Annotated in this window: 15 protein-coding genes; 6 read left to right on the forward strand and 9 right to left on the reverse strand. The window is 69.3% G+C overall.

What is annotated here, in order from left to right; genetic code table 11:
* From AX692_RS03165 to AX692_RS03180, 4 genes are all read left to right on the forward strand, one after another.
* A partial coding sequence (locus AX692_RS03165; protein WP_073977560.1) for an inositol-3-phosphate synthase occupies positions 1 to 936 on the forward strand: 936 nt, incomplete at its 5' end.
* Positions 937 to 940: 4 nt separating this feature from the next.
* Complete coding sequence (locus AX692_RS03170) at positions 941 to 1,897, forward strand: MDR/zinc-dependent alcohol dehydrogenase-like family protein (protein WP_073974678.1); 957 nt, start codon at positions 941 to 943, stop codon at positions 1,895 to 1,897.
* The gene (locus tag AX692_RS03175) at positions 1,894 to 2,919 is read left to right on the forward strand and encodes a Gfo/Idh/MocA family protein (protein ID WP_073974677.1); all 1,026 of its coding nucleotides are present in this window, start codon (positions 1,894 to 1,896) and stop codon (positions 2,917 to 2,919) included. Before AX692_RS03170 ends, AX692_RS03175 begins: the two co-directional genes overlap by 4 nt.
* A 122-nt stretch (positions 2,920 to 3,041) precedes the next feature.
* Positions 3,042 to 3,407, forward strand: a complete 366-nt coding sequence (locus AX692_RS03180; RefSeq protein WP_073974676.1) for a PRC-barrel domain-containing protein — start codon at positions 3,042 to 3,044, stop codon at positions 3,405 to 3,407.
* Between the two features lie 52 nt (positions 3,408 to 3,459).
* On the opposite strand, the gene AX692_RS03185 is transcribed toward AX692_RS03180, so the two are convergent.
* Genes AX692_RS03185 through AX692_RS03210 form a run of 6 tightly spaced genes read right to left on the reverse strand, consistent with a single transcriptional unit; the run spans position 3,460 to position 7,584 of the window.
* Complete coding sequence (locus AX692_RS03185) at positions 3,460 to 3,762, reverse strand: SemiSWEET family sugar transporter (RefSeq protein ID WP_073974675.1); 303 nt, start codon at positions 3,760 to 3,762, stop codon at positions 3,460 to 3,462.
* Positions 3,759 to 4,844: a mechanosensitive ion channel family protein gene (locus tag AX692_RS03190; protein WP_081095100.1), complete on the reverse strand. Its 1,086-nt coding sequence runs from the start codon at positions 4,842 to 4,844 to the stop codon at positions 3,759 to 3,761. Before AX692_RS03190 ends, AX692_RS03185 begins: the two co-directional genes overlap by 4 nt.
* Before the next feature lie 4 nt (positions 4,845 to 4,848).
* Positions 4,849 to 5,700: a glucose 1-dehydrogenase gene (locus AX692_RS03195; RefSeq protein WP_073974729.1), complete on the reverse strand. Its 852-nt coding sequence runs from the start codon at positions 5,698 to 5,700 to the stop codon at positions 4,849 to 4,851.
* A gap of 26 nt (positions 5,701 to 5,726) precedes the next feature.
* Positions 5,727 to 6,500, reverse strand: coding sequence for a ZIP family metal transporter (locus AX692_RS03200; protein WP_073974728.1), 774 nt, complete (start codon positions 6,498 to 6,500; stop codon positions 5,727 to 5,729).
* Positions 6,501 to 6,503: 3 nt separating this feature from the next.
* Positions 6,504 to 7,385, reverse strand: coding sequence for a manganese catalase family protein (locus tag AX692_RS03205; RefSeq protein ID WP_073974727.1), 882 nt, complete (start codon positions 7,383 to 7,385; stop codon positions 6,504 to 6,506).
* 7 nt (positions 7,386 to 7,392) lie between these two features.
* Positions 7,393 to 7,584, reverse strand: coding sequence for a hypothetical protein (locus AX692_RS03210; RefSeq protein WP_073980907.1), 192 nt, complete (start codon positions 7,582 to 7,584; stop codon positions 7,393 to 7,395).
* 245 nt (positions 7,585 to 7,829) lie between these two features.
* Between AX692_RS03210 and glf the strand changes: the two genes are divergently transcribed.
* Both glf and AX692_RS03220 read left to right on the forward strand, forming a co-directional pair.
* Positions 7,830 to 10,208 carry a UDP-galactopyranose mutase gene (gene glf / locus AX692_RS03215; protein WP_073974725.1) on the forward strand — a complete coding sequence of 793 codons (2,379 nt, stop codon included), beginning with the start codon at positions 7,830 to 7,832 and terminating at the stop codon, positions 10,206 to 10,208.
* Positions 10,205 to 11,656 carry a hypothetical protein gene (locus AX692_RS03220; protein WP_073977561.1) on the forward strand — a complete coding sequence of 484 codons (1,452 nt, stop codon included), beginning with the start codon at positions 10,205 to 10,207 and terminating at the stop codon, positions 11,654 to 11,656. Before glf ends, AX692_RS03220 begins: the two co-directional genes overlap by 4 nt.
* 10 nt (positions 11,657 to 11,666) lie before the next feature.
* On the opposite strand, the gene AX692_RS03225 is transcribed toward AX692_RS03220, so the two are convergent.
* The 3 genes from AX692_RS03225 to AX692_RS03235 are packed head-to-tail and all read right to left on the reverse strand — an operon-like array spanning position 11,667 to position 13,320.
* Positions 11,667 to 12,188, reverse strand: coding sequence for a CinA family protein (locus tag AX692_RS03225; protein ID WP_073974723.1), 522 nt, complete (start codon positions 12,186 to 12,188; stop codon positions 11,667 to 11,669).
* 2 nt (positions 12,189 to 12,190) lie between these two features.
* The gene (locus AX692_RS03230) at positions 12,191 to 12,694 is read right to left on the reverse strand and encodes a hemerythrin domain-containing protein (protein WP_073974722.1); all 504 of its coding nucleotides are present in this window, start codon (positions 12,692 to 12,694) and stop codon (positions 12,191 to 12,193) included.
* Between the two features lie 32 nt (positions 12,695 to 12,726).
* On the reverse strand, positions 12,727 to 13,320 hold the full coding sequence (locus tag AX692_RS03235; RefSeq protein WP_073974721.1) for a hemerythrin domain-containing protein: 594 nt from the start codon (positions 13,318 to 13,320) through the stop codon (positions 12,727 to 12,729).
* Positions 13,321 to 13,428 lie beyond the last annotated feature (108 nt).

A 13,428-nucleotide genomic window follows, 5' to 3' on the forward strand; every position in this document is an offset into this window, starting at 1 on the left:
GCCTGGGACATCGACCGCCGCAAGGTCGGGCATGATGTCGCCGCGGCGATCTTCGCCAAGCCCAACTGCACGGCGCGCTTCTGCGACATGGTCGAGCCGACCGGCACCAGGGTCCGCATGGGCCGCAAGCTCGACGGGGTGGCCGCGCACATGGCGAACTACCCCGAGGATCGCACCTTCCTCCCCGCCGACGCGCCCGAGCCCGATCACGCCGAGGTGGTGGGCGTGCTGCGCGAGAGCGGGGCGGAGGTGATGGTCAATTACCTCCCCGTCGGCTCGCAGGCGGCTAGCGAATTCTACGCCGGGTGCGCGCTCGAGGCGGGGGTCGCCTTCGTCAACGCCATTCCCGTGTTCATCGCCAGCGACCCTGCCTGGGCCGAGCGGTTCCGCAGCGCAGGCGTGCCGATCATCGGGGACGACATCAAGGCGCAGCTCGGCGCGACCATCGTCCACCGCGTGCTGACCGATCTCTTCGCCAAGCGCGGGGTGACGCTGGAGCGCACCTACCAGCTCAACACCGGCGGCAATACCGATTTCCTCAACATGCTCGAGAAGAGCCGCCTCGCCGCCAAGAAGATCTCCAAGACCGAAGCGGTGCAGGCCGTCGCCGCGGCACGGATGGGGGAGGCGGACATCCATGTCGGCCCGTCCGACTATGTCGCCTGGCAGAACGACAACAAGGTGTGCTTCCTCAGGATGGAGGGGACGATGTTCGGCGGCGTGCCGATGAACCTCGAGCTGCGCCTGTCGGTCGAGGATTCGCCGAATTCGGCCGGCGTCGCGATCGACATGATCCGCTGCGCCCGGCTCGCGCGCGACCGCGGGCTGGCGGGGCCGGTTCACCCGGCGAGCGCGTGGTTCTGCAAGCACCCCCCCGAGCAGATGACGGACGACGAGGCCCACGCCGCGCTCGAAGCCTTCATCGCGGAAGGCTGAGGCGATGCAGGCTGCCGTGCTGACCGGCCCCGGAGCCGTCGCCATCGAACGCGTCCCCCTGCCCGCGCCCGGTGCGGGCGAGGTGCGCGTGAGGCTCGAAGGGTGCGGCGTGTGCGCCTCCAATCTCACGCCGTGGGAAGGGCCGGACTGGATGCGCTACCCCACCCCGCCCGGCGACCTGGGGCACGAGGGCTGGGGCATCATCGAGGCGGTCGGCGCGGGGGTGGAGGGGCTTGCCGCAGGCGACCGGGTCGCCGCGCTTTCGCACCGCGCCTATGCCGAGGCCGACATCGTTCCTGCCGGCATGGTGGTGAAGCTGCCCCCGGAGCTGGACGGCGCGCCTTTCCCCGGCGAGGCGCTCGGGTGCGCGTTCAACATCCTGCGCCGCAGCGACATCCGCGCGGGGCAGAGCGTGGCGATCATCGGCATCGGCTTCCTCGGCGCGGTGCTCACCCGGCTGGCGAGCGCGGCGGGGGCCGAGGTCATCGCCATCTCGCGCCGCGCGGAAAGCCTCGCCCTCGCGCACGATCTCGGCGCCGCGCACGCCATCGCGATGGACGATCACTGGCGGATCATCGCCGCGGTGAAAGCGATCACCGGCGAGGCGCTGTGCGACCGGGTGATCGAGTGCGTCGGCAAGCAGTGGCCGCTCGACCTGGCGGGCGAGCTGGTCGGCTTCGGCGGGCGGCTGGTGATCGCGGGCTACCATCAGGACGGGCCGCGGCAGGTCGACATGCAGGGCTGGAACTGGAAGGGCATCGACGTCGTCAACGCCCACGAGCGCGATCCGGCGGTGCAGCTCGCCGGGGTGCGCGAGGCAGTGGCGGCGGTGGCGGAGGGCCGGCTCGAGATCGCGCCGCTCCTCACCCACCGCTATCCGCTCAGCGCGCTCGGCGAGGCGCTCGATGCAACCCGCGACAAGCCGCCCGGCTTCGTCAAGGCGTGGATCGACCTCGGGTGACGCTATCAAGCGAGAGCGGGCCGCGCCTCGGGTTTCTCGGCACCGGCTGGATCGGCCGCCACCGGCTCGAGGCCATCGCTGCGACCGGCGCAGCCCAGATCGTTGCCCTTGTCGATCCTGACGAGGATTGCGCGCGCGAGGCGCTCGCGCTCGCGCCGGGTGCGGCGATCCTGAGCTGCTACGAGAGCCTGCTCGATGCAGGGCTCGACGGGGTCGTGATCGCCACGCCGAGCGCGCTCCATGCCGAACAGGCCATCACCGCGCTGGAGCGGGGCGTTGCCGTGTTCTGCCAGAAGCCGCTCGGACGCACCGCCGCCGAAACGGCCCGCGTGGTGGAAGCGGCGGAAAACGCCGACCGGCTGCTGGGGGTCGATCTCTCCTACCGCCACACCGCCGCCGCCCGTGCGCTCGCCGCGCTGATCGAGGAGGGCACGCTCGGCACAATCTTCGCCGCCGATCTGGTGTTCCACAACGCCTATGGCCCGGACAAGCCGTGGTTCCGCGACCCCGCGCTCTCGGGCGGCGGCTGCGTGATCGACCTCGGCGTCCACCTTGTCGATCTCGCGCTGTGGCTGACCGGCTTTCCGGCGGTCGAGCGCGTCGGCGCGCGGCTCTTTGCCGGGGGCGAACCCTTCGCGCGGGGGGCTGGCCGGGTGGAGGACTTCGCGCTCGCGCGGCTCGATCTGGCAGGCGGCGCGGCGGTGCGCATCGCCTGTTCGTGGAACCTCCACGCGGGCGAGGACGCGCGGATCGAGGCGAGCTTCCACGGCACGCGGGGCGGCGCAAGGCTGCGCAACGTGGGGGGGAGCTTCTACGACTTCGAACTCGCGCGCTTCTCCGGCACCGGGTGCGAGACGCTGGTCGGCCCACCCGAAGACTGGGGCGGGCGTGCCGCGGCGGCCTGGGCACGCGCGCTGGCCGAAAGCCCGCGCTTCGATCCCGAAGCCCACCGCTTCACCGCCGCCGCCGAGGTCGTCGACCGGATCTACGCGGCGGGCGAGCGTGCCGGGAGCGCCGCCTGACAGGCAGCCCGCCTCCCCCGCCGCACCGCAAGGGCGCCTCGGCCTCCGCCTGACCTATGTGAGTGCCGCGCGCGCTCGCGCAAAGCACCTTCACGCCTGCCTATCACAGGAGGAAACAGTCGATGGCAGACGCAATCAACACCGATGAAACCCGCGAGCTCATCGCCTCGAACAAGGTCGAGGGCACCGCCGTCTATGACCTCGAGGGCGAGCGGCTCGGGTCGATCACCAACTTCATGGTCGACAAGCGCTCGGGCAAGGCGGAATACGCCGTGATGACGTTCGGCGGCTTCCTCGGGATCGGGGCCGATTACTATCCGATCCCCTGGTCGATGCTCACCTACAGCACCGAACACGGCGGCTATGTGGTCGATCTCGACAAGGACATGCTCGAGGACGCGCCGCGCTATGCGGACAACAACAACGAGCCCGAGTATGACCAGACCTACAACAGCCAGGTCTATTCCTATTACGGCGTGACCTACTAAGGGCCGCGCCGTAGGCGGCCCCGCTCCGCCCCCCCGTTGGGTGGGGTCGCCATCAGCTTTCCGGATCAAGCGTTTCGGCGATTTCCTCGGTCTTGCGCGCCGGAAGCGCGATCATCCCGAAGATGAACAGCGCGAAGACCAGGCAGATCGCGTTGGGGACGATCAGCGTCCATTCCCCCTTCATCACCCCGAAGGTCGTCCACGCCGCAAAGGCGAGGCAGGTCAGTGCGAACATCGCCAGCGACAGGCCCTCGGTCGACCGCTCGCGGATGATTTTCCACGCCTGCGGGGTGAAACTCGCCACCGAGGCGGTCGCACCGACGGTGCCGACCATGGTGACCCAATCGATGTTCATCGCGGTTCCTTTTCCTCCACAAGCACCCGCGCCCGGTTGAGCGACCCCGGCAGACCCTCTGCCAGTGCGCGCACCACCGCCTCGCGCACGTCGCAGCGCAGATCGAACATCTCGCTCCCGCCGCGCGCGCTCATCAGCACGCGCACTTCAAGCGCGTGGGGCGTCATGTCGGTGACCTGCACGGCCGCCGCGCGGCCATCCCACAGCCTGTGCGAACGCACCGCCTCCAGCGCCACCTCACGCAAAGCAGCGATATCGGCAGTGTGGTCGACGTGGACGAACACCGTGCCGAGCAGCTGGCTGGTCTGCCGCGTCCAGTTCTCGATCGGCTCCTCGACCAGCTTCGAGACCGGGATCACCAGCCGCCGCTGGTCCCAGATGCGCAGCACCACATAGGTGAGGCCGATCCGCTCCACCCGTCCCCATTCGCCCTGGTAGACCACCACGTCGTCGATCCGCACCGGCTCGGTGAAGGCGAGCTGGAAGCCGCCGACGATGTTCTTGAGCAGCGGCTGCGCCGCGACCCCCACCGCCAGCCCCGCGATCCCCGCCGAGGCCATCACCGCCACCCCGATCTCGCGCACGGCGGGAATGCTCAGCAGCATCAGCCCGGCGCTGACCAGCAGCACCACGATGACCGCGATCCGGGCGAGGATATCGGCCCGCGTGCGGCGGCGGCGGGCGGCGAGGTTGTCCTCCACCTCGAGATCGCTGCGGGCATAGATGTAGCTCTTCAGGAATCGGATGCCGGCGATCAGCAGCCAGCCCCACAGCAGCGGCATGACCAGCTGCACGAAGGCGACGATCCCCGCGGCCAGATCGCGGCTCGGCACCGCGATCCGCTGGATCGATAGCAGCGCGAGGGCGACCGCGATCCAGCGCAGCGGGCGGACGAGGTGCTCGATCAGCAATTCGTCGCTGCCGGTCTCGGTGCGCCGGGCGATGCGCCGGGCGACGAACACCAGCACGCCATGCACGATGAGGGCCGCCGCCGCCAGCACGGCGGCGACGCCCAAGGTCCAGACGAGATCGATCAGCCCCTCTTCGCCGGGGAGCACGGCGTTCCAGTCCGGCAATTCCATTCCGTCAGCTGCCCACGATGATCCCGCCATTGGGGTGCAGCACCTGCCCCGTCATGTAGCTCGAATCCTCGCAGGCGAGGAACAGGAACGAAGGCGCGACCTCGTTGGGCTGGCCCGGGCGGCCCATCGGGGTGGATTGGCCGAAGGTCGCGAGCTTCTCCTCGCTTGCCCCTCCAAACGGATTGAGCGGCGTCCAGATCGGCCCCGGCGCGACACCGTTCACGCGGATGCCCTTTTCGGCAAGGTTCTGCGAGAGCGAGCGGGTGAACGCCGTGATCGCGCCCTTGGTGGCCGAGTAGTCGAGCAGCTCCTCGGCACCCTCGTACATCGTCACCGAGGTGCAGTTGATGATGCACGCGCCGCTTTCGAGATAGGGCATGGCGGCCTGCACCATGTAGAACATGCCGTAGACATTGGTCTGGAAGGTGCGCTTCAGCTGCTTCTTGGTGATCTCGGTCACGTCCTTGTCGGGATGCTGCTCGCCCGCGTTGTTGACGAGGATGTCGAGCCGCCCGAACTTGCGGATCGCGAGGTCGACGATCTCCTTGCAGTGATCGCGCTCGCCGATGTCGCCGGCGATGGTGACGGCGCGCGCGCCCTCGTCCTCGACCATCTCGGCGGTGGCCATCGCGTCTTCCTCTTCCTCGAGGTGCGAGATGACGATGTCGGCGCCTTCCCGGGCGAACAGCACCGCGACCGCGCGGCCGATGCCGCTGTCGCCGCCGGTGACGATCGCGACCTTGCCTTCGAGCCGCCCCGATCCGGGATAGCGCGGCTCCCAATCGGGCTTGGGATCGAGATTGGCCTCGAGGCCGGGCAGGTCGCCTTCCTCGAGCTTGGAGACAATCTTTGACATGGGAGAGGTTCCTTGCGTGTGAGGGATCAGGAGAGGGTGAGGTCGAGCGCCAGCATCAGCGCGAGGCCCGCCAGCAGCGCGGGGCTCGCCGATCCGTGCGCGATCTGGCGGCGGGTGTGGGGGATGATCTCGGCGGCGACCACGAACAGCATCGCGCCCGCCGCAAAGCCGAGCGCCCAGGGCAGCACCGCCGCCGATGTCGCTGCGATGGTGACGCCGAAGGCAGCGCCGAGCGGCTCGATCAGCCCGGTCGCGAGCGCCGCCGCCGTGCAGCGTGCGCGGTTCCAGCCGAGGCTGGCAAGCAGCGCGGCCACCGCCATCCCTTCCGGGATGTTCTGGAGCCCGATGCCGAGCATCGTCGCCCAGCCGAGTTGCGGGTCGCCGCCCATGAAGCTGAGGCCCACGGCCATGCCTTCGGGCAGGTTGTGCAGGGTGATCGCGAGCACGAACAGCGCGATGCGGCGCTCGTCGGGCGCGGAAGGCCAGAAGCGGCCCCGGGTGGCGAGCGCGTCGCTCCCCACCCCGAGCCACGCCATCACCGCAGCACCGAGCCACAGCGCGATCAGCACGCTCGACCCGGCAGCGACCAGCGAGGCCCCGCCGCCGCGAAGCTGCGCGAAGGCGGGGAGGATCAGCGAAGCGAAGGCGGCGGCGATCATCACTCCGGCGGCAAACCCGATCAGCAGGTTCTGCCGCCGCGCGTCCGGCGCACCCGAGGCCGCAACGAGCAGTCCGCCGAGGCCGGTCATGGCCCCGGCGGCAAGGCTCGCCGCCATTCCCGTGAGCGCCGCTTCAGGCATGCGTCAGTCGCTCTCCACCACGCCCGTGCCGAGATCCGCGCCGGTCAGCGGATCGCTGTCGACATCGGAGGCAAGGCGCGCGCTCATCGCCCGCAAGGTCTCCATCTTGTCGGCGGGCAGCTTGACCTCGGCCGTGCCCTCGCCGCCATCGGCGGAGCGGGTCATGTCGTTCTCGTCGGTGGTTTCCCATTCGGGCCCGCTGTTCCACGGCCCCTGGGCATCGCCCGGCCCGGTCGAGGCGTTGACGTAGAGGCTGTCGAACGGCAGCACGCCCGGCAGGCGCCCCGGCGGGAAGTTGTCGGCGATCGAATAGAGCGCCTTCTCGAAGCTCTTCTGGTGCGCGATCTCGCGGGTCATCAGGAAGCCCAGGGCGTCCTTGATGCCGGGATCGTCGGTGATCGCGATCAGGCGCTCGTAGATGATCTTCGCCCGGCTCTCGGCAGCGATGTTCGAACGCAGATCGCAAGTCGGATCGCCGCGCGAATCGACATAGGCCGCGGTCCACGGCACGCCCGACGAGTTGGTCAGCGCCGGACCGCCGCCATAGAGGATCGCCTGGGTGTGGCTGTTGCCGCCCGCGGTGAGCGACTTGTAGAGCTCGGCCTCTTCCAGCGCGGCTTCGGCGAGATCGCCCTTGGCGCCCTTGTTGAGCATGGCAACGATCGAACCGATCACCTCGAGGTGGGAGAGTTCCTCGGTGGCGATGTCGAGCAGCATGTCCTTGCGGCCCGGATCCTCCTCGGCGAGGCCTTGGGTGAAGTAGCGCATCGCCGCTGCCAGCTCGCCGTCGGGGCCGCCGAACTGTTCGAGCAGGAGCGAGGCGAGCGCCGGGTTCGGCTCGGACACGCGGACGGTGTATTGCAGGCGCTTGTTGTGACTGAACATGATCGGGTTATCCTCTCGAAACGGCAGTGTCGCCCGACCGGATCACCGGCTCGCGGACGATGTTGCGGCGATCTTCGCGCCGGTCGGGCGGGACGAGATCGCGCTGGCGGGGCATCTGCATGTAACTAATGATACTCACGACCAACGGCACGCCGAGTATCCAGAACGGCAGAGCGTTCGTAATCCAAGAATTGTCCATGAATAGCACTCCTGATGCGACGAACAGTTTGCGCTCGCGCTTTCGATCAAGACTGCTCTATCTGTAAATGTGACCCCATAACATGGGTTCGCAATCCCGCGTCTTTGGGTCTTATTCGAAGAACTTCACATAGGTGAAACAGCAGCAGCGCGGCAGGCGCTAGGCGGGGGTGTCGCCCCCCGGCGACGCCGCCCGTGCGATCGACCCCGTCGGCGGCCACTCCCGAACCGGAAGGCACTCTCGCCATGCATCGCCCGTCAGAGACCCCGCCCGCTGCCCGCCTTCCTTCCGGACGGCCCGCGCTGGTGTGTTTCTCGCACCTGCGCTGGAATTTCGTGTTCCAGCGTCCGCAGCACATGATGACCCGGCTCGCCGACCAGTTCGAGGTGACCTATTGGGAGGAGCCGAGCGCGGAGGCCGATTGCTCCGTGCCCCGGCTCGAACGCGAGGCGCTGGCCGATGGCCTCACCCGCGTCGTGCCGGTGCTCCCCGAGGGGCTCGATGCCGCCGAGACCGACTTCGCCCTGCGGAGCCTGCTCCAGGGAATGCTGGCCGAAGACAGCGCGCCCCGGGTGTTCTGGTACTACACCCCGATGATGCTCGGCTTCAGCGCCGGCACGCGCGCGGACGTGGTGGTCTACGACTGCATGGACGAGCTCGCCAACTTCGCCTTCGCGCCCGCCGATATCGCCGCACGCGAGAGCGCCTTGATGGCGCGCGCGGACATCGTGCTGTGCGGCGGCCGGAGCCTCCATGCCGCGCGCGCCGCCCGGCACCGCAACATCCACTGCGTCCCCTCGGGCGTCGACATCGCGCATTTCGCGCGCGGGGCCGACGGCCTGCCCGACCCGGCCGACCAGACCGGGCTCGCGCGCCCCCGGCTCGGCTTCTACGGCGTGATCGACGAGCGCATGGATCTGGGCCTGCTCGCCGCGGCGGCGCAGGCGCGCCCGGAATGGTCGTTCGTCATGGTCGGCCCGGTGGTGAAGATCGCCGAATCCGATCTTCCGCGCGCGCCCAACATCCACTGGCTGGGCGGCAAGGACTATGCCGAGCTGCCCGCCTATGCCGCCGGGTGGGACATCGCCCTGATGCCCTTCGCGCGCAACGCCGCGACCGACTTCATCAGCCCGACCAAGACCCCCGAATACATGGCCGCCGGGCTCCCCGTGGTCTCGACCTCGATCCGCGACGTGGTGGCAGGCTACGGCCACCTCGACATGGTGCGCATCGCCGATGAACCGGCCGCCTTCGTCGCGCAATGCGAAGACCTGCTTGCCGCCGACGAAGGCGTGCGCGCCGCGTGGCGGGCCGAGGTGCGCGATTGCCTTGCCGACAAGAGCTGGGACGGTATCGCCGGCAGCATCGCCAAGAAGCTCGAGACCGCGCTGGTGAAGCGCCAGATTCGCGCGATCGTCGGCAAGGGCCGCCGCAGCGCGAGCAGCGCCGGCGACCGCGACCGCGACCGGTCACCCCCGCGCCATTACGATGTGCTGGTGGTCGGCGCGGGCTTTGCCGGATCGGTGATGGCCGAGCGGATTGCGGCGGGATCAGGCCGTTCGGTGCTGGTGATCGACAAGCGCGATCACATCGGCGGCAATGCCTTCGACCGCCGCGACGTGGCCGGCATCCTCGTCCACAGATACGGGCCGCACATCTTCCACACCAACAGCCGCGAGATCCTCGACTACCTCTCGCGCTTCACCCGCTGGCGGCCCTACGAGCACCGCGTGCTCGCCTCGGTCGAGGGGGCGCTGGTGCCGATGCCGATCAACCGCACGACGCTGAACCAGCTCTACGGCCTCGACCTTGCGACCGATGCCGAGGCGGAAGGCTTTCTCGCGTCGGTGGCGGTTCCCGTTGCGCAAGTGCGCACTTCGCGCGACCAGGTCGTCTCGCAGGTCGGCGAGGATCTCTACGCCAAGTTCTTCGAAGGCTACACCCGCAAGCAGTGGGGCGTCGATCCGAGCGAACTCGACAAGTCGGTCGCCGCGCGCGTGCCGGCGCGCACCAACACCGACGACCGCTACTTCACCGACACCTACCAGTGCATGCCGGCCGACGGCTACACTTCGATGTTCGCCCGGATGCTCGACGAGCCGCGGATCACGGTGATGACCGGCACGGGCTTTGCCGACCTGCCCGACGGGATCACCTGGGATCACCTCGTGTGGACCGGGCCGATCGACGAATATTTCGGGCACCGGCTGGGCAAGCTCCCCTACCGCTCGCTGCGGTTCGAGCACGAGACCCTGCCGTGCGAACAGGCGCAGCCGGTGGCGGTGGTGAACTATCCCGACGAGAGCGTGCCCTACACCCGGATCACCGAATACAAGCACCTGACCGGCCAGCACGCCCCGCTCACCAGCATCACCCGCGAGTACCCGGCGGCCGTGGGCGATCCCTATTACCCGATCCCCAACCCGGAGGCACAGGCGCTCTACAAGCGCTATGATGCACTCGCGCGGGCCTGCGACAACGTCACCTTCGTGGGACGGCTCGCAACCTATCGCTACTACAACATGGACCAGATCGTCGGTCAGGCGCTCGCCACGTGGCGGCGGCTCGATGCGCACTGGCGAAGCGCGGCGCTGGCGGGGCCCGGGACGGTGGCGGCGGAATGAACAGCGGCGCCGCCGCCGCACGTGACGGCAAGGCGCTGCGCCGCGTCGCCGCGCCCGGGCCTCCATCGGACCTCGGGGGCTGGATCCGCGTCGCTGCCGGGGCACCCTATTTCGAGACCGAGGCGGGCGAGCCGTGGCACCCGGTCGGCCACAACGAGGCGATCACGTGGCCCAATCTCGCCCCGCTCTACCGCCGCCGCGACCCGGGCCTGGTCGAGCGCCACTTCGCCGCGCTCGCGGCGCAGGGGGTCACCTGCCTCAGGCTGATGCTCGATTACAGCCAGGGCCGCGGGCGACATCTCGAGCACCGCGTCGGCGCCTTCAGCCCGGCCATGGTGCAGCTGTGGGACGATCTGATCGCGCTGGGGGAGCGGCACCGCATCCGCTTCCTGCTCACCCCGTTCGACACCTTCTTCATGACCCGCCGCTGGCATCACCACCCCTATGCCGCCCGGCGCGGGGGGCCTTGCGCGGGGCCCGAGACGATGTTCACCTGCGCCGCGACCCGCGCCGCGGTGATCGAGCGGCTGCGCTTTGCCACGCGGCGCTGGGGGGCGAGCCCCGCCGTGTTCGCGTGGGATCTGTGGAACGAGATCGACGCCTTCTACGCCGGCGGCGATCTCGCCGCGACCCATGCCTTCGTCACCGAGGTCTCGGAGGCCTTGCGGGCCGAGGAGATCGCCCGCCACGGCCGCGCGCATCTCCAGACGGTTTCGGTGTTCCACCCCAATCTGGTCGCCGCTCCGCTGCTGGGCGAGGTGGTGTTCCGCCACCCCGCGCTCGATTTCGCGAGCGTCCATCTCTACGAGCACGGCACGCTCGATGCACCCGCAAGCACGCTCGCCCCGGCCGAGGCGACGGTGCGGCTGCTTGGCGCGGCGCTCGCAGAATGCCCGCCGCTGCGCCCGCTGATGGACAGCGAGCACGGCCCGGTCCACACCTTCTGCGACGACGGCACGAGCCTGCCCGCAAGCTTCGACCTCGGCTGCTTCCGCCGCACCCAATGGGCGCATCTGGCGAGCGGGGGCGCAGGGGGCGGGATGCGCTGGCCCTATCGCCACCCCCACGTGCTGCTGCCCGCAATGCACGAGGCGCAAGGCCTGCTCGCCGCCTTCCTGCCGCTGATCGACTGGGCCCGTTTCGCGCGCGCACCGCTCGCAAGCCGGCTCGCGGTGCACGAATTCGACGGGCTGGTGACGGGCTGCGGCGATGCGCATCAGGCGATCATCTGCCTGATGCCCGACGAGCGGCAGGAGAGCATCGCCGCGCATATCGAGCTGACCGGACTTGCGCCGGGCTGCTACGGGGTGACGCAGTTCAACACCGTCACCGGCAGGCGCGAGACCCACGCAGTGCACACCCGGCAGGATGGCTCGCTGGTGGTGCTGGCGGTGGGCGGCGGGCACGATCTCGCGCTTGCGATCACGCCTGCGCCGGACGCATGCTAGCCCGGCCCTGCTAGAGCGCCTGCTTCCACGCCATCGCCTGCATCCCTGCCGCGAGCGCCGCGGCGGCGGCGAGGTTGCGGACATCCTCGCGCGGGCGTTTGCCGAAATCCTCGCGATAGACCCACGACTGGTGCGGGATCGCCGCGGCGACATAGGTCACCCCCGGGCTCTCGCTCTCGTCGGGGTCGGATGCCCCGGCAAAGCCGGTGATCGCCAGCGCCAGCCCCCCGCGCGAGCGATCGAGGCTGCCTTGCGCCATCGCGCGCACCACCGGTCCGCTGACCGCGCCGCTGTGCTCGATAAGCGCGCGGTCGATCCCCAGCATCTGCTGCTTGGCGCTTTTCGAATAGGTCACGAACCCGCGGTCGAAGCCGTGGCTCAGCCCCTCGATGTCGGTCAGGAGCGAGGCGAGGAAGCCGCCGGTGCAGCTCTCGGCCGTCACCAGCTTGATCCCCGCCGCATCGAGCGTCTCGAGCAGCGCGCGCGCGGCGGTATGGAGCTCCTCCATGCCCGGCACAACATCGCCGACCATCGTCACGCCCGCAGCGCCACCTTCTCCGGCTGCGGCAGGCCCCCGGCCTTGGCCTGCTCCTGCAGCTGCTTCTTCAAGGCCGCCATCTCCTGCCCGAGCGCGTCGAGATCGATGTCGGCCTTGCGCACCTGCGCGAACATGCTGCCGCGCTGGCGCTCCTCCTCGTAGACGTGGTGTTCGACCTGTTCCTTGAGGACGCTGACCTTGGCCTCGAAGAACTGCTCGCCCGGCTCGGCCGTCATCAGCGAGAGGATCAGCGTCTTGGCGCTGTCGTGTTCGACCTGCGCCTCGTCCATCATGTCGTCCTCCACCGCCTCGCGCACGGCGGGGTAGAAGACCTGCTCCTCGACCATCGCGTGGATCGTCAGCTCCTCGCAGATCTGCCGCACGATCTTGGCCTGCACCGAGGCGCTGCGGGCGTTGTCGTATTTCTCGAACAAGGCCTCGACGGTGCGGTGATCGTCGGCGAGCATCTGGAGCGCATCACGTTGCGGCTGCTTGGCCATGCAATATTCCTTCTATTCGGGGGGAGCAGTGTTCAGGCGACCATCACGCCGGCCATGTTCATCGCGCGGGTGAGCTTGCGGTTTTCCTCGTCCGAGAGGCGTTCGCGCAGCGCCGGGAAGAGCTCGTCCTCCTCCTCGCGCATGTGCTCTTCGAGCGCGCTGCGCAGCTGCGCCAGAGTGGTCGCGAAGCCGGGGTCGGCCTTGTCCATGCGGGTCAGCTCGAACAGCATCGCCTTGACCTCGCCGTGCTCCTTGTTGAGCTCGCCCGTCGCATCGGCCGCCTCGCGTGCGATCATCGGGTAGATGACGTTCTCCTCCTGCAGCGCGTGCTTGGTGATCATGTGCTTGATCGCGGTGAGCTGCATGGTGCGGCGCTGGGGGTGTTCGGCCGAGGTCGCCATCAGCTTGTCGATCGCGGCCAGAGTCGCCTCGTGCTCGCGGGTCAGCCCCTCGCACCAGTCGCGCGCCATCGCGGTCGGCGCCTGGGTCATGGCCTTGCGCCCGAGGTTGGCGATCGCGGCGACCCCGGCGGTGACCAGCACGCTCCTGGCGGCGGTGGCGATGAAGCTCGAAGGCTCTTGGTTGCGGGCCTTGCGGGCGTGGCTGCGGGCAGATGTGCGCGGCATGGGGTCTCTCCTTGGTACGGTCCTGTTCGATTCGGATCGGACCGCCCCCTTTTCGGCCGCGCGCCGGGGGGCGGCACACGCCTAGGTTAGTGCGGGAGGAGTGTGCGC

It is taken from the genome of Erythrobacter donghaensis (genome assembly GCF_001557325.1).
Taxonomy (GTDB): domain Bacteria; phylum Pseudomonadota; class Alphaproteobacteria; order Sphingomonadales; family Sphingomonadaceae; genus Erythrobacter; species Erythrobacter donghaensis_B.

Excerpts from the sequence above, each read along its gene's own strand:
- AX692_RS03170 (WP_073974678.1), top strand. The coding sequence starts at position 941 with ATGCAGGCTGCCGTGCTGACCGGCCCCGGAGCCGTCGCCATCGAACGC.
- AX692_RS03180 (WP_073974676.1), top strand. The coding sequence starts at position 3,042 with ATGGCAGACGCAATCAACACCGATGAAACCCGCGAGCTCATCGCCTCG.
- AX692_RS03185 (WP_073974675.1), bottom strand. The coding sequence starts at position 3,762 with ATGAACATCGATTGGGTCACCATGGTCGGCACCGTCGGTGCGACCGCC.
- AX692_RS03190 (WP_081095100.1), bottom strand. The coding sequence starts at position 4,844 with ATGGAATTGCCGGACTGGAACGCCGTGCTCCCCGGCGAAGAGGGGCTG.
- AX692_RS03195 (WP_073974729.1), bottom strand. The coding sequence starts at position 5,700 with ATGTCAAAGATTGTCTCCAAGCTCGAGGAAGGCGACCTGCCCGGCCTC.
- AX692_RS03200 (WP_073974728.1), bottom strand. The coding sequence starts at position 6,500 with ATGCCTGAAGCGGCGCTCACGGGAATGGCGGCGAGCCTTGCCGCCGGG.
- AX692_RS03205 (WP_073974727.1), bottom strand. The coding sequence starts at position 7,385 with ATGTTCAGTCACAACAAGCGCCTGCAATACACCGTCCGCGTGTCCGAG.
- AX692_RS03210 (WP_073980907.1), bottom strand. The coding sequence starts at position 7,584 with ATGGACAATTCTTGGATTACGAACGCTCTGCCGTTCTGGATACTCGGC.
- glf (WP_073974725.1), top strand. The coding sequence starts at position 7,830 with ATGCATCGCCCGTCAGAGACCCCGCCCGCTGCCCGCCTTCCTTCCGGA.
- AX692_RS03220 (WP_073977561.1), top strand. The coding sequence starts at position 10,205 with ATGAACAGCGGCGCCGCCGCCGCACGTGACGGCAAGGCGCTGCGCCGC.
- AX692_RS03225 (WP_073974723.1), bottom strand. The coding sequence starts at position 12,188 with ATGGTCGGCGATGTTGTGCCGGGCATGGAGGAGCTCCATACCGCCGCG.
- AX692_RS03230 (WP_073974722.1), bottom strand. The coding sequence starts at position 12,694 with ATGGCCAAGCAGCCGCAACGTGATGCGCTCCAGATGCTCGCCGACGAT.
- AX692_RS03235 (WP_073974721.1), bottom strand. The coding sequence starts at position 13,320 with ATGCCGCGCACATCTGCCCGCAGCCACGCCCGCAAGGCCCGCAACCAA.